The organism is Neobacillus sp. Fa239 (assembly GCF_055395235.1).
On the sequence record NZ_AP041611.1, the window covers coordinates 5,284,864 to 5,298,870 of the forward strand.

Genomic DNA, 14,007 nt, shown 5'->3' on the forward strand with positions numbered 1-14,007 from the left:
TTACAACATTTCCGTCCATTTTTGGGTATAATAGAAGAATATGTTTTTTTCAGAGGAGGCGAAACTTTGGTGTCTCAGTTAGAGGGTTTTGCGGATGACATTGCGGACCTGCTGAATCCGCATGCGGCGGAGGATGCAAAGCTGGTGCAAAAGGGTTTAATGCTGTACCGGCAGGGTTTGGTGACACAGCTTGTGGTGGGGGATGATTTTGCCAGGGCCAAGGTCCAGGATGTAACGCCGGTGAATGTGGATTTGGATTTGACGGCTATTTCGTTAAGTGAGTGTTCATGCCCTGCCGATCAGATATGCCGCCATCAGATGGCTGTTTTTTTTGCGGCATATGGACGTGTCAATAGTGTGTCGGAATGGGTGGATACTTGGCGGGAGCCGATGAGAGAAAAGCAAGCCGCCGCGAGCTGGGGGCTGCAGCAGGCGAAGGATTTGATGAAGGCAAACGGGGTGCTGAAGCCGGAATACAGCCGCTGGGTTCAATCGTTTGAGGTAAGCTTCGATACACTGCTAGCTTCGAAAAAGTCCACGAGCCCCTATGTTGTCCCGGAGCTGTACGGGATTTATGAGCGGCGGATTCGCGCCAGTGCTCCGATTGAACAGGAATGGCGCCTCTTGTACGAATTGGTCGGAGTGGTGATTTCGTTTCGGAAGCTGGCGGTTTATAGTGAAGCCACGAACTATGCTGAGGATGTCGTGAAGCGGGCCTACCTCCATTTGTTCGATAATTTATTGGATGATGCGGAGGAGCTTGTTGAGAAAATTGGCATTCAGACGCTACCGTTTGACTTTGATGAGTTTATTTTAAAATTAAAGGACGATGTGTTTGAAGTGCTGACGTGCGCAAAGGCGCTTGAGTATGAACGGATTTATTTGTACCGCCTGCTCTGGACGCATTTGTTTAAGAAGAAGGCGTGGCGTGAAGAGGAAGTTGAGAAGATTCGCGTGCGTGGGAAGGAATTGCAGGAGTGGGAAAATGCGGTTCCCTTGATGGTTGCCGGGGTTCACTTGAATTTGCTGCTTGCGAATGATGAAGAGGCGTCGCGGAAGATCAATCTGATGACGGACGAGGTTTTGGCGCCTTATATGATTCATTGGATTGAATTTTTGAGTGCGCAGAAAGCGTGGAAACGGGTCGGACCATTTATTGAGCTATTTTTAGGAAAAATTAAAAGGTATTTGGATCATGTAAGTGGTTACCAGGCCTGCTCGACGTTCACAAGGACGGCGATCCGGGCAATCGGGCCGTTTTGTGCGGAGACGGATCGGTTTGATTTGTATGAGAAGGCATTGGTGACGACTTTGCCCTATAGCTATGCTGATTATGAGTTTATGTTGTTTGAGCGCGGGATGTTTGAAAAATGGGGTGAGCTCCAGGCGTTTGTCGGTTTGAATTTTTACGATATTCCAAAGGACCGCGTGAAGGTGGTGGAGAAGGAACAGCCGGAGGTACTGCTCGCCATGCTTCACCAATCGGCCCAGCGCGAGATCGAAGCAAAAAATCGGTCGAGCTATAAAATGGCGGTCCGGCATCTCAAAAAACTGCGAACCATCTACAAAAAATCAAAACGCCTGGACGATTGGCAATACTTCCTCGACACATTGCTTGAGAGGACCAAGCGGCTGCGCGCCTTCCACGAAGAATGCCGGCGGAGTAAGTTGATTGAGGGTTGAGTGATGTGAGATGGTGACAGGCACCGTTCGTGGACAAATCACCCCACTTTGTCCGCCCCAGGTGGACATTCGGGGTGATGAATTTAGGTATCTTTGGATTCGCAAATAAATTCAGGGTATTCGCAAATAAACATCTGGGATTAAATTAGATTTGTTGAAAAGCAGCCTTCATAGGGTGCTTTTTGCTCTTATTTCAGGGGTATTTCAAAGTTTTGTACATGTTTTTGCAAGTTTTGAACATGTTATCGTGAGCTTTGTACCTGTTTTTTGAGGTTTTGTACATATTTTTGGGAGTTTTGTACTTTTAACCAATATTTGGAATAACTACCCCCACCCCAAATTAAACAAATAAGCCGGTCCCCCACACAGGACTGGCTTTTATCTTCCCTCCCCCTCCTCTAACGGCATTTTTTTGGGTATAATAAAGGAATATGGATTTTTTTCCCCGAAGGAGCCTGTTTGGGATGCTTAAAACTAGGTTTATTAAACTATTGACAAGTAAATTGGATGACGGACGGTATTTTCTTGCGGCGCAGGATGAGAGCGGGCGCTATTTGAATCCGGCGGTCTGGAAGAATCTTGTGTTCAGCCGCCATGAGGAGAGTTTTTTTGGGACGCTGCTGGAGACGGAGATGGCACGGAATGTGGAGGGTGTCCCGATTAGTGCCTGGCACCTGGTGTCGCTGTTTGCGAAGGAGTCGTTCAATCGCTTTATTGAGTGGGATTGGAGCGAGGAGTCGGAGATTTGCCTCGCTGCAGCCCACGCCTGTCATGAAGGGATTGTGGAAAAGGATTGGATGCCGGATTTTTCGGTTTGGGAGCAGGGGCACTTTCACTGGCGACTCCCGGAGCGCGTGAAGGATGAATTTGATCCCTCGTTTTGGGAGCAGGATATCTCGGCAGCGGTCCCCGAATCGGCACTCCATTTTATTACCGACTTATACAACCATGCGCTCGATGCCTATTTGACGCGGAATTCCGCCATGAAGGAACTGTTTGGGCCGAAGCTGGATTTATTGAAAAAACAAAATATCTCCGGCGCCGAACTCGCACGTTTTTTTGATGAGGAAAGCTGGCTCGAATGGGTTGGTATCAAGGAAAGCGACACCCCGTTTACGATCGGCCTACGGTTGGAGGAGCCGGCTGATGGGGAAGGCGCGTGGAATTTGGATGTGTTTTTGCGAGGAAAAAAAAATGTCGATGAGATGTATGGCGTTGAGTCGAAAATTCCCGGGAAATGGAAGCCATTCTTGGAAAAAGTCGAACGGGAGCAGGCACGCTGGGTACGGCTGATTCCGTGGCTGGCAGACGAGGATGAGCAAACGCTGAAATCCCACCTAACCGAAGAAGAAGCGTGGATGTTTTTAACAGAGGCAAGCGAGACGCTGGTGGCACTCAACGTTGAGATCCTCCTCCCTTCCTGGTGGCAGGCGATGAAAAATGCCAATCTGAAGGTGAAGGCGTCTCTCAAAGGTTCCTCCAGCCACCGACCATCGTTTGTCGGACTCCAGGCGATGCTCGATTTTAATTGGCGCTTTTCGATGAACGGGGTCGACCTCTCTGAAGAGGAATTCGGCAAGCTTGTCGAAGAAAAACGGCGTCTTGTCTATATCCGCGGGCGCTGGGTGAAGCTGGATCCGCAGTTTATACGCCAAATTCAGGATTTAATGAAGCGGGCGGAAAAAGAAGGCCTGCATGTCCGCGATTTGCTGGAGCAGGAGCTGGTGGAGTCTACCGCTACAGAGGATGAGCTGGAAAATCCGAAGGCGTTTGCCAAAATTCAAATTGAATTGAACCGCCAGTGGAAGCAAATGGTCAAGCAGCTTTCCGAGGTAAATGAGCTTCCAAAAGAGCCCGTGCCGGATGCCTTTCATGGCGAACTCCGCCCGTATCAGCAGCTTGGGATGAGCTGGCTGTGGTTTTTGCGACAGTATGGGTTCGGTGCCTGTCTGGCCGATGATATGGGGCTTGGCAAAACAGTGCAGCTGATTTCTTATTTGTTAATGGTGAAGGAACAGACCGGCGATGAGGCTCCGGTCGTGCCTTCCCCAGGGCGGCGCCGAAAGAATTCGGAAGAGGCGCCCGCTGCGAAACTCCCTACGAAGGCGTCGCTGATTATCTGCCCGACCTCCGTGCTCGGAAACTGGCAAAAAGAACTTGAGCGCTTTGCGCCGGAGATGAACGTGTATCTGCATTACGGCTCGAACCGGTTGAAGGAAGAGGATTTTTCTTCGAGAGTCAAAGAGGTTGATGTCGTGCTGACCTCGTATGGGTTGAGTCACTTGGATTCAGCCGAGTTTGAATCGATGATTTGGAGCACGATTGCGATTGATGAGGCGCAGAATATTAAGAACGCACAGACGAAACAATCGAAAGCGGTGCGCAGGCTCAGGGGGCGGCACCATGTGGCTTTAACGGGAACGCCGATGGAAAACCGCTTGTCGGAGCTGTGGTCGATTTTCGATTTTACCAATCATGGGTATCTCGGCAGCCTCGGGCAATTTCAGAAAAAGTTTGTCATTCCGATTGAAAAGGATGAGAAAAAGGAAAAGGTGCAGCAGCTGCAGGCATTGATCCGCCCGTTCTTGCTGCGGCGTACGAAGAAAGATGAAGAGGTCGCGCTGAATCTGCCTGATAAACAGGAGCAGAAGGAGTACTGCCCGCTGACGACAGAGCAGGCTTCGCTGTATGAACAGCTCGTCCGCGATACATTCAACGAGATTGAAAAATTGTCCGGGTTTGAGCGAAAAGGCTTAATTTTGCAGATGTTGAGCCGGTTGAAGCAGCTGTGCAACCACCCGGCGCTCTATTTGAAGGAAAAGTCAGTGGGACGGCAGCTGCTCGAGCGGTCGAATAAATTGGAGAAGCTAGTCGAGCTGGTCGACGCCGTTCTGGACGCGGGCGAAAGCTGTCTGATTTTCACGCAGTATATTGAAATGGGCGAAATGATTCGTTCGACTATGAAGAAGCGGTTTGGGGTCGAGGTGCCGTTTTTAAATGGAAGCGTGGCGAAAACGCAGCGGGATACGATGATCGAGCGCTTCCAGAATCAGGAGTTTCCGGTGTTCCTGCTGTCGCTGAAGGCGGGTGGAACAGGGCTGAATCTGACAGCGGCGAATCACGTCATTCACTATGACCGCTGGTGGAATCCGGCCGTGGAAAACCAGGCGACCGATCGCGCTTATCGGATTGGACAATCGCGGTTTGTGCACGTGCATAAGTTGATTTGCACCGGAACGCTCGAGGAAAAAATTGATGCCATGCTCGAGAAAAAGCAATTTTTGAATGACCAAATCATCCAGAGCGAAAACTGGATCACCGAGCTATCGACCGATGAACTCAAGGATTTGGTGTATTTGGGTTAATAGTAAGAAGGACCTTCAGGTTTGAAGGTTCTTTTTTATTGAAGTGGAGCAAGCAACTAGCTTATCACATAGGATATAGGAACAAATGCTGAAAGAAGGGAAAGAAATGAGTCAATCCCCGCAATTAAGCCCACCTGAGTTTACTTTTTTTAACAAATTGAAAAATTCGATTGGGAATGACACACAGGTCACGGTAGGAAACATGATTCAGCTTCCGAATGGTGTGAATCTCATTCCAGTGATTGTGAATAAGCAGGAAAAAGCACAAGCATTGGCGACTATTCTAGATCTCCATAAAGATTTTGGCGGCACCAATGTCTATGTTCAAGTGATATTCGATGGGCAAGGGGTCCAGCCATCGGATCAGGAATTTACACCGCGGCAGCTCGTGAGATTATTTAAGGCCGCACTAAACACGAATCACTTTTTTAAATTTGCCGACTTTAGACAAATTTCCCCTGGAACCTTCGGAGTATTTCCGGTATTTTCAAAAAGTGTCATTCAATACTTTAATGATGACTTATCAGACCTCTTCAAAAACTTCAATGAAGTCGCCGCTGCCGTATTCCGCGATGTCCTAAGGGACTCCATCAACGACATTGTCATAAACCCTTCCACAACAGAAAACGATGAAAGTGATCGTGATAATAATAGTAATGGCGATCAAGATAGTGATCGTGAGAATGATAGTGAACGTGACCGTGATCGTGACCGGGATCGGGATCGTAACCGTGATAATGATAGCGACCGTGATCGGGACCGGGACCGTAAACGTGATAATGAAAGCGGCCGTGATCGGGACCGGAAACGTGATAATGAAAGCGGCCGTGATCGGGACCGGAAACGTGACCGTAAAAAACGTTAAGATGGTAACGCGGTGCCTGTCACCGTTCGTGGACATTTACCCCAAGAATGTCCACGCTGGGTGGACACCAACTTTTGATGCCGCTTTTGCTTTTCTTATTTGTAGGTTAAGAGGAACATGAAAAAGACCCGACACTTTTCGCTAAAGTGTTGGGTCTTTCTATGTCAGCGTTTCTAATTTAAAACAATTACTTTTATAGTTTTTCTGCCCCATTGTGTTGCGGCTGCTTTTGTTGGCATGAGGATGTCGATGCGGTGGCCGACGATTGCGCCGCCTGTGTCGCCTGCAATCGCCACTCCGTATCCTTCCACCCAGACTTTTTTCCCTAATGGGATCACCGATGGATCAACGGCAATTAATTTCATATTCGGATTCTGTTTTATGTTGTAGCCTAAAGCGGTGACACTGCCTGAGTCATATGGAGTATAGGCGGTCGCCGTGACATACATTTCCTCGCCTTGTCCTGCCGGCTCAGAAGGAGCCTGTTGATTGCCTGCTGATGCTGATGCCGAAGCAGCCCTTGCCGTTGCGGCTGCCGCTTTAGCCGCTTCTTGTTCTTTCCGGATCATCTCTTGTTCAGCTTTAATCTGGGCGACAATGCCCGCCTTTTGTTTATTGGCAAGCGCCATTTGCTTGTCGATTGTACTGTATTTTGACTGCATGGCTGTTAAAGCCTGCTGTCTTTTTTGAAGGTTTTGATTGAGCTCTCCCTGCTGTTGAACGAGCTTGTTCTGCTCATCCGCTAAAACCTGACCTTGTCTATCAATCTCTTTTTTATCTGCCTCTATTTTTTCAAGATCGTTCTGCTGCTCTTTTAAAATGGTCTGATCTGCATTGAAAAGAGTTGTAACAGCACTTGCACGCTGGATAAGGTCATCGAAACTTTTAGCATCAAAAATTACACTAATGATCAAACTTACATTATCATCGTGTTGAAGTGACACGAGCCGTTTTTTCATGACCACTTTGCGGGCAGAGATATTATCCTCGCGGGTGACAATTTCTTCTTTTTTCTTTTCGATGAGCTGATTGGTTGCGGCAATTTTCTGCTCTGTTGCCGCCATTGCCTCTTTATTATTTGAAATGTATGTATTGATCGAATCCATTTGCTTTTTAATGGCTGAGATTTGGTTTGTAACAGATTGCTTTTCTTTCGCCTGCTGGTTAAGCTTCTGCTGAACGACTTGCAATGCCTGTTTGCTGGTTTGTGCATGTGTAATCATCGAGCCCGATATAAACATTACACATGTAATCACCATGAGAATCGTACGCTTTATCAATTGCATATACTTTCCCCCTTTATACCTAGTTATAACAGAAGAATATACCAGTAATGTTACAAATAGATTAAAAGTCTTTCACAATTTGTCATAAAAGGGGGGAAAGCAACAATTCGTGACAGACAAAAACCGCTGTACATCGAAGAATTCTGTCTGAACATATACGTAAAAAATCCACCCATGAAGCACTCATGGATGGATTCTATCTTCGCTTATATTTATAAAGGACATACGTAACTAAAAGTGTTGTTCCAACTAATAAAATGATTCCAATAAAGCTAATGGAAATTCCGCCATTTATACGGAAAGTAATCGCATTGAGGATGTCCGTTTTAAACAAATGGCCAATAACAAAATAAATGAAATAAACAATGAGAACAATGATTATTACCGAAATGGTTGCGGCTTTATTTTTAGATCTCTTTATTTCAATGATCACGCCTACAATGACAATTAGAACAAAAATCGACCATCCAAACCAATCCAAATAGTTCCCTCCTTAAAATAGACTATTTAGTCCATTTTAACCGAAACCTTGTTCCACTATTCTGCCCTTCGCTTAATTGTCCTCAGGAACCAGCGTAATGACAACATTTCCCTTTTTGTGTCCCTTTTCTACATATCGATGTGCCTCCGGAATTTGTTCCAGCGGATAGCGTTTATCGATCACCGATATTATTTTCTCCGTTTCAATAAGCTCTTTGAGGAAAATTAAATCTTCCGTCCGTACCTTTGCGATCCCCTGCCCATCCACTGTGACGAATGTCCCGTTCGGAGATAGGGCTTTCTTGCAATGGGATTTCGAGATTTTTCCAACGGCATCAAAGATGATATCATACCGCTCTTCTCTGTTTGTAAAATCTTCTTCCGTATAATCAATGACTTCGTCGGCTCCCAGCGATTTCACCAATTCAAAGTTAGCGGCGCTGCATACCGCAGTCACATCGGCGCCAAAGTATTTGGCAAGCTGAACGGCAGAAGTCCCCACCGAACCGGAAGCCCCATAAATCAGAACTTTTTGTCTGTCCTGGATCTTTCCCTTTCGTAGAAAATATAGGGCAGACGTTCCGCCAAAAGAAACGGCAGCGGCTTCTTCATACGTCAGATTGGCGGGTTTGATAGCCACTGCCCTGTCTTCCGGCAAACACGCGTACTCGGCATAACCGCCAAAATTCATCCCTGTCATGGCAAAAACCTGGTCGCCTTTTTTAAAATTTTTCACGTTCTTCCCTATTTCCTCAATCTCCCCGGCTAATTCCACGCCCAGTATGGGTTTTCTTGGTTTTCTCAGTCCCAAAAAGAGCCGCATCGGCAGCCATAGCAAGACAGGGCTGTTGAAACTCCGAACCCGAATGTCCCCTGATGCGACGGTTGTGGCATAAATTTTTACCAATATCTCATTGTCCTTGGGTACAGGTTTTTCCACCTCTTTGAGCTCGAGAACATCGGGTGAACCGTACTTGGTGCATACAATTGCTTTCATAGCGCCCTCCTTCATTTTTTTGAATGAACAGTTAATCATACAAAATATATGTAAGGAACTTTAACAACTTTACTGAAATCATTCTCAATGTGCTTTAAGCTAAGGGAACAGAAGGAGGGCCGACCGATGATTTTTCAGATTTTGATTTTGCTGGGATTCCTTCAGCTAGGCAGTCTTATTACCGCCGTTTTTCATGTCCCTTTGCCCGGCAGCGTTGTTGGAATGATTTTTCTCTTCCTATTCTTGCTGACAGGCGTGATGAAATTGCGCTGGATTGAAAAAGCAGCCACTTTACAGCTGAAGCATGTTACCTTACTTTTTATTCCACCGATTGTCAGTCTCTGTCTATCGCCGAAATTGCTTGAGGTCTTTCATTGGTATATCCTGATGATTTTGCTTGTGAGCAGTATTTGCAGTTTGTTAGGGACAGCTTTTTTTGTAGAGTGGTTTGAAAAAATGAAAAGGAGGAAGGAAAATTGATTGAAAACATTTTATACTGTGTGTTCTTCACGTTACTTTGTTATTTGTTCGCATTAAAGCTTTATAAAAAATATAAAAGGGATTGGTTAAATCCTCTATTTACGGCATCGGCTCTTCTCATTTTCCTATTGCTGGTCTGCCATCTGCATACCGATTCTTATCAACAGGGAAGCATGTTCTTTCAACAGCTTTTAAAACTTGCCGTTGTCTCCTTAGCGGTTCCACTATACAAACAGTGGTCATTCTTAAAGAAAAATTACAAAAAAATCTGTACCGGGGTGATCGGCGGTACCATTCTAGGAATGGTCTCAGTGGTAGCCTTAGCCCAATTTTTCCAATTAAAGCAGCAGCTAATTGCGTCACTCATCCCAAAATCCGTCACTCTCCCTATCGCCTTAACCATCTCCACTGACCTTGGAGGTCTCTCTTCCACCACTGTTCTATTCGTTATTTTTTCAGCCCTCATTTCCTTAACGATCGGTCCCCATTTATTTAAGCATTTCGGTATCAGAAGCAAAGGGGCAAGGGGATTGGCGATGGGGATGTCCGCACAAATGCTGGGGGCAACTCGTTCACTGATCTGGGGAGAAGAAGAAGCCGCGATGGGCAGTGTAGCCATGATTACTTCCGCCCTCTTCCTTTCCATATTATTGCCTATCCTGCCATTCCTGCTGTAGGGGCCTGTCCCCCATCGAATTAAAGCGTCACCGCATCGGGGGACAGCCCCCCCATGCTACCTCGTTTCAACTTCTTTTCCATCCTTGGTCTGGTAAAGTCTTAATGAATCGCCAACTTCTGAATGAGGATAATACTCAACTTTACAATAATAGCTTCCTGCACGTACTTTATCGTATTGATCAGCATCAAACCAGATACTATGTTCTCCAAAATCGGCCTCTACATGTTCGTCTTTGCCAGAAAACTTGTCGATTTCACATTTACCTTCATATTTTGCTGTATGATGCAACACTACAGCAGGTAAATCTGGAACCGTGATTATGAAAAAAAAACCTCCTACCAGCAGACCAATAATAGCTCCCAAAGTTTTCATTATCGGTATTTTTCCGTTTTCTTTTTTTTCAGTATAAATAACCCATAAATAACCTATCATTACAATAATGAAAATGATTGAGAAAATTAACATAAGAAAGTACCTGACCATTTCGTTTCTACTCCCCTTTTAAATATATTTTACCAGATTTGTTTTCACTATCTTCATAGTGAAAACCATCCCGATATGTTAAAATTAGTAAAAACGCAACTTATAACAGGGGGTTTTGTTTTGTTTTGTTTTGAAGATTCTAATTGTGGAAGATGAGATTAGAATTAGTCATTTGTTACGGATGTATTTGGAACGGGAGTCCTTTCATGTTGATGTTGAAAATAATGGTGATCACGGATTGGAAAGAGCGTTAAACGAAAACTATGATCTGATCATTTTAGATGTATTAATGCCTGGTAAAGATGGTTATCTGGTTCTGGAGGAACTTAGACGGACCAAAAAAACACCTGTGATCATGCTTTCCGCCAAATGCGGCGAAGAAGACTTAAAGCGTGGATTTGATTTAGGTGCAAATGAGTTTATTGCCAAACCGTTTAGTCCTGCCGCAGTTGTTATGAAAATCAAAGAAATAATAACTCAAGTCAGATAAAAAGCAACCTCACAGGTTGCTTTTTTTATTCAGCTTTCCATTATAGAAAAAACCTTCTTTATTTTTCAAAACCTTTATTTCCACGTCTCCCTTCAATCGATCAAGTGAAGATTCTGTTTCAATATAAATGGGTGGATTGTGAAAGGTTCCGTAGTGAATGGGTACGACGATTTGACAATTGAGGACTTTCGCTGCAGCAATGGCCTGTTCCGGCCCCATGCAAATCGGCTGGTTGCTTGGTATCATTCCATCATCCCTTACCACCGCTGCATTAATCGGAAGAAAAGCCACATCCATCGGACCGTATTTCTCGGCGACTTTCCACCAATAGCCATGCCACAATGTATCACCGCAATGGATGAACGTTTGCTCCTTGTTTCTGATGACCCACGAAACCTGTTCGTCCCCTAAACCATCCACTGCCTTCTCTGCAAAAATTTCGAAGTTTCCCAGCACAAAGCTTTCACCTGCCTCTAAACCCGTGACCCTCTGGAATCCCGCAGAATGAACCTTCTCGACACACTTCTTCGGGACAACAATGCTGACATTCTCTCCAAAATGTTTACGGATTGACCCCGGATCAAAATGGTCGGAATGAAGATGGGTAATCGCAATCACATCAGGCCTCGCAAATGAATCCAGTTCAAATAACTCCTCCAATGGCTCGCCAAAAAAGCTTGGATCAAAACTATTAAAAGCAGGGTCAATCATCACTACCTCCTCATGGTTCTCCAGCAAAATCCCCGCCCATTGGATTCTTTGAATTCTCATAAATTATTCCTCCTTTAATAAACCGACTGTATAGTTTATATAAATTATATCTAAAAAGGAGCTGCCGCAGCAACCCCTTTTTAATTTACCTTCCTTTGTAAAGTGAAATCCCCGGTGCTGATTTTTTTACCCACAGCTGCTGGCTGTTTCCTCTTGGCTTTTTTCTTTTTAAAAAATGCGTGATGATCGATGGCCGATTCAAGCTCTTTTTTGATCATATTAATAATTAAAATCAGGAAAAAGTAGCAAATAAGCGGGTCAAACACAATCCAAGGAGATCGATAAAACTCGCCATAGTTTTGGCCGATGAGCCCTGCCCATTCCTTCGTCAACGAATTGGGTGTGTCGAGCCCGACCACCTCCTCCTGTGACATCCCGCCGATATAAATGCCAAAGGCGCCGAGGAACATCATCAGTACTAACATATTGATCAAGTGCTGCATCGACATTAATAAGCCATATGATTTCAAAAAGGGCTTCAGATGCGTTTTTAGCACATGGAAATGACCTGCTCCCATTAAATAGGAGCTTTCAATAAAGGTCTCACTTTTGAATTTGTCGATGATTTCAGCTGTCATGATCAGAACGGATGGAATGCCCATGATCACCAAAACAATCATTTGATAAAGCAAAATCATATTCACCATGTCTTCCTTCACATAACCTATTACGGCGTTTGCAGATATCGTGCCGGCTACGGGGACCATCAGGAATAAAGTAATGATGATGGGGGGAACGACATTAAACACGGAAAGAAAATCTTTGACAATGGGCAGAAATCGCTTGAGCCATAGGGACATTATGATTCCTAATATCCCGCCGATCACGACTCGAAAAAAGGTGACAGAATTTAACACCCTTAGTTCTGCCTGTCGGGCTGTTCGTGAGCGGCGAAGGATCCTTTCGCAAAAGATCGAGGAGACCATCGGCCGGACCTTCAAACCGCATATCCTATCTGTCGGTTCCGGTCATTTGCGGGAACTGATGGATTTTCCGAAAAACGCCTTTGGTCATTTCGTGGCCATTGATCAAGACAAGGAATCCCCTACTGTCGCAGGAGAAATTCTTCAAAATTTTGGAGAAATGATTCCGGCTTCCGTGGTCGAGATCGTTCGCGGCAGGATTCCGCTCTCTACATTCGACTTCATTTATTCAGCAGGTCTATATGATTATTTGCCCGCTAAATTTGCGAGCAAACTTACAAGCAAACTGTTTTCTCATCTGAAGCCGGGCGGGCGATTGCTCATCGCTAATTTCCTCCCGTCCATTCCCTGCAGAGGCATGATGGAAGCTTGTGGTGACTGGTGGTTAATCTATCGAAACGAAGCAGGAATGAAAAATTTAATGGCGGAAATCCCTCCATGCGAGGTCCGGAGTTTTGATTTTTTTGTAGAAAAAAACGAGAATATTATCTTTATTGAAATTGAAAGAATTTGAAGAAATCTATTTTCTTGCTTCCTCCTCTTTGATTCCATTCGATAAAATCCTCCCTTTATTACATTTATTTCCATTACCATACAATAATTTCAATAATAATTACAAAAGGCCGCTGAAATGGATTCAGCAGCCTTTATCAAAAAAACAGGGGGGTTTTCTATAGAGTATAACCAATAGGAATGATATTATTCATCAATAGCAAAAATTCCCGACATGACTGCCGGGAAAATCGGAAGGATAGTTGCGAAGAGATGATTGATTTTTTCTAATAAGGAAACTATTTTATGGGGAAATTTTTTTGGAAACCATTCAGCTTACTATTCTTTGGTGGGGGATCGGTGGATGTGGTGGATGGATTTCAATCGTGCTCTGCTCCATGATTTGTTCCTTAATGAACCGTTCTAACTGGTTGACACGCCGCTGCAGGCTATCGACATTTTGATTTGCTTTTCCTACCATTTTTATTAATGTTTCCAGGAGCCGCCCTTCATCATTGTGATACATGAACCAGCACTTCCTCTTTTTTTACAGGTTGTCCGCTTGGCTTTGAACTTAAAAAGCGAATTTGCTCCGCTACCACCTCTGTCACATAGATTCGTTTTCCTTCTCGGTTATCGTAGTGACGGGTTTGGAGCCTTCCGGTGATCCCGACGACTGAGCCCTTTCGGCAATATTGGACCGTGTTCTCAGCTGCCTTTCTCCATATGGCGCATTGGACAAAATCGGCATCAAGCTCGCCATTTTGATTTCGAAAATGACGGGTGACAGCCAAGGTCACATGGGTGACCGCCGTCCCTTCCGGCGTCTTTTGCAGCTCGGGGTCCTTCGTCAATCGGCCAACAAGTATAACTTGATTGATCATATTTCATCTCCTCTCACATGTTATGGCTTTATCATAGTCCCATTCCACATCCCCTGTAAAATGGGGGAAAAGTCCTATTCTTGCTGGAAATCGCCTGAAAAAGGTCGTTTCGTCCAGAGTAATAGGGTT

The 14,007-nt window shown here is 45.0% G+C and carries 15 protein-coding genes; 7 read left to right on the forward strand and 8 right to left on the reverse strand.

Going from position 1 to position 14,007, the window contains the following annotated elements; genetic code table 11:
* The first annotated feature begins 69 nt into the window (after positions 1 to 69).
* From ACZ5XR_RS26095 to ACZ5XR_RS26105, 3 genes are all read left to right on the forward strand, one after another.
* Positions 70 to 1,683: an SWIM zinc finger family protein gene (locus ACZ5XR_RS26095; protein ID WP_464499343.1), complete on the forward strand. Its 1,614-nt coding sequence runs from the start codon at positions 70 to 72 to the stop codon at positions 1,681 to 1,683.
* A gap of 464 nt (positions 1,684 to 2,147) precedes the next feature.
* Entirely contained in the window at positions 2,148 to 5,048 is a 2,901-nt protein-coding gene (locus ACZ5XR_RS26100) for a DEAD/DEAH box helicase (RefSeq protein WP_464499344.1), read from the forward strand.
* An 85-nt stretch (positions 5,049 to 5,133) separates the two neighbouring features.
* Entirely contained in the window at positions 5,134 to 5,913 is a 780-nt protein-coding gene (locus ACZ5XR_RS26105) for a hypothetical protein (protein ID WP_464499345.1), read from the forward strand.
* Between the two features lie 173 nt (positions 5,914 to 6,086).
* Here ACZ5XR_RS26105 and ACZ5XR_RS26110 read toward each other — a convergent pair whose 3' ends face one another.
* The 3 genes from ACZ5XR_RS26110 to ACZ5XR_RS26120 all read right to left on the reverse strand — a co-directional run bounded on the left by ACZ5XR_RS26110 (position 6,087) and on the right by ACZ5XR_RS26120 (position 8,676).
* On the reverse strand, positions 6,087 to 7,199 hold the full coding sequence (locus ACZ5XR_RS26110; protein WP_464499346.1) for a 3D domain-containing protein: 1,113 nt from the start codon (positions 7,197 to 7,199) through the stop codon (positions 6,087 to 6,089).
* Between the two features lie 196 nt (positions 7,200 to 7,395).
* A complete protein-coding gene (locus ACZ5XR_RS26115; protein WP_464499347.1) occupies positions 7,396 to 7,680 on the reverse strand; it encodes a hypothetical protein in 285 nt (94 codons plus the stop codon).
* Positions 7,681 to 7,752: 72 nt separating this feature from the next.
* Complete coding sequence (locus ACZ5XR_RS26120) at positions 7,753 to 8,676, reverse strand: NAD(P)-dependent alcohol dehydrogenase (RefSeq protein WP_464499348.1); 924 nt, start codon at positions 8,674 to 8,676, stop codon at positions 7,753 to 7,755.
* Positions 8,677 to 8,802: 126 nt separating this feature from the next.
* Between ACZ5XR_RS26120 and ACZ5XR_RS26125 the strand changes: the two genes are divergently transcribed.
* Positions 8,803 to 9,156 carry a CidA/LrgA family protein gene (locus tag ACZ5XR_RS26125; protein ID WP_464499349.1) on the forward strand — a complete coding sequence of 118 codons (354 nt, stop codon included), beginning with the start codon at positions 8,803 to 8,805 and terminating at the stop codon, positions 9,154 to 9,156.
* Positions 9,153 to 9,833, forward strand: coding sequence for an LrgB family protein (locus tag ACZ5XR_RS26130; protein WP_464499350.1), 681 nt, complete (start codon positions 9,153 to 9,155; stop codon positions 9,831 to 9,833). Before ACZ5XR_RS26125 ends, ACZ5XR_RS26130 begins: the two co-directional genes overlap by 4 nt.
* 56 nt (positions 9,834 to 9,889) lie before the next feature.
* On the opposite strand, the gene ACZ5XR_RS26135 is transcribed toward ACZ5XR_RS26130, so the two are convergent.
* Complete coding sequence (locus tag ACZ5XR_RS26135) at positions 9,890 to 10,318, reverse strand: hypothetical protein (RefSeq protein WP_464499351.1); 429 nt, start codon at positions 10,316 to 10,318, stop codon at positions 9,890 to 9,892.
* A gap of 145 nt (positions 10,319 to 10,463) precedes the next feature.
* On the opposite strand from ACZ5XR_RS26135, the gene ACZ5XR_RS26140 reads away from it, so the two are divergent.
* Positions 10,464 to 10,808 carry a response regulator gene (locus tag ACZ5XR_RS26140; protein ID WP_464499352.1) on the forward strand — a complete coding sequence of 115 codons (345 nt, stop codon included), beginning with the start codon at positions 10,464 to 10,466 and terminating at the stop codon, positions 10,806 to 10,808.
* 9 nt (positions 10,809 to 10,817) lie between these two features.
* Here the strand turns inward: ACZ5XR_RS26140 and ACZ5XR_RS26145 are convergent, their stop codons facing one another.
* The gene (locus tag ACZ5XR_RS26145) at positions 10,818 to 11,579 is read right to left on the reverse strand and encodes an MBL fold metallo-hydrolase (protein WP_464499353.1); all 762 of its coding nucleotides are present in this window, start codon (positions 11,577 to 11,579) and stop codon (positions 10,818 to 10,820) included.
* Between the two features lie 80 nt (positions 11,580 to 11,659).
* Positions 11,660 to 12,379, reverse strand: coding sequence for a hypothetical protein (locus ACZ5XR_RS26150; protein ID WP_464499354.1), 720 nt, complete (start codon positions 12,377 to 12,379; stop codon positions 11,660 to 11,662).
* A 1-nt stretch (position 12,380) separates the two neighbouring features.
* Between ACZ5XR_RS26150 and ACZ5XR_RS26155 the strand changes: the two genes are divergently transcribed.
* Positions 12,381 to 13,016: a class I SAM-dependent methyltransferase gene (locus ACZ5XR_RS26155; RefSeq protein ID WP_464499355.1), complete on the forward strand. Its 636-nt coding sequence runs from the start codon at positions 12,381 to 12,383 to the stop codon at positions 13,014 to 13,016.
* Between the two features lie 309 nt (positions 13,017 to 13,325).
* On the opposite strand, the gene ACZ5XR_RS26160 is transcribed toward ACZ5XR_RS26155, so the two are convergent.
* Both ACZ5XR_RS26160 and ssb read right to left on the reverse strand, forming a co-directional pair.
* Positions 13,326 to 13,520, reverse strand: a complete 195-nt coding sequence (locus ACZ5XR_RS26160) for a hypothetical protein (protein ID WP_464499356.1) — start codon at positions 13,518 to 13,520, stop codon at positions 13,326 to 13,328.
* Positions 13,507 to 13,878 carry a single-stranded DNA-binding protein gene (ssb, locus tag ACZ5XR_RS26165; protein WP_464499357.1) on the reverse strand — a complete coding sequence of 124 codons (372 nt, stop codon included), beginning with the start codon at positions 13,876 to 13,878 and terminating at the stop codon, positions 13,507 to 13,509. The genes ACZ5XR_RS26160 and ssb overlap by 14 nt, the downstream gene beginning before the upstream one ends.
* Positions 13,879 to 14,007: the final 129 nt, after the last annotated feature.

Bases quoted from the DNA above. Each gene is read 5' to 3' on its own strand.
- ACZ5XR_RS26125 (WP_464499349.1), top strand. From the start codon at position 8,803: ATGATTTTTCAGATTTTGATTTTGCTGGGATTCCTTCAGCTAGGCAGT.
- ssb (WP_464499357.1), bottom strand. From the start codon at position 13,878: ATGATCAATCAAGTTATACTTGTTGGCCGATTGACGAAGGACCCCGAG.
- ACZ5XR_RS26135 (WP_464499351.1), bottom strand. From the start codon at position 10,318: ATGGTCAGGTACTTTCTTATGTTAATTTTCTCAATCATTTTCATTATT.
- ACZ5XR_RS26145 (WP_464499353.1), bottom strand. From the start codon at position 11,579: ATGAGAATTCAAAGAATCCAATGGGCGGGGATTTTGCTGGAGAACCAT.
- ACZ5XR_RS26110 (WP_464499346.1), bottom strand. From the start codon at position 7,199: ATGCAATTGATAAAGCGTACGATTCTCATGGTGATTACATGTGTAATG.
- ACZ5XR_RS26160 (WP_464499356.1), bottom strand. From the start codon at position 13,520: ATGTATCACAATGATGAAGGGCGGCTCCTGGAAACATTAATAAAAATG.
- ACZ5XR_RS26100 (WP_464499344.1), top strand. From the start codon at position 2,148: ATGCTTAAAACTAGGTTTATTAAACTATTGACAAGTAAATTGGATGAC.
- ACZ5XR_RS26120 (WP_464499348.1), bottom strand. From the start codon at position 8,676: ATGAAAGCAATTGTATGCACCAAGTACGGTTCACCCGATGTTCTCGAG.
- ACZ5XR_RS26150 (WP_464499354.1), bottom strand. From the start codon at position 12,379: ATGTCCCTATGGCTCAAGCGATTTCTGCCCATTGTCAAAGATTTTCTT.
- ACZ5XR_RS26155 (WP_464499355.1), top strand. From the start codon at position 12,381: ATGATTCCTAATATCCCGCCGATCACGACTCGAAAAAAGGTGACAGAA.
- ACZ5XR_RS26105 (WP_464499345.1), top strand. From the start codon at position 5,134: ATGCTGAAAGAAGGGAAAGAAATGAGTCAATCCCCGCAATTAAGCCCA.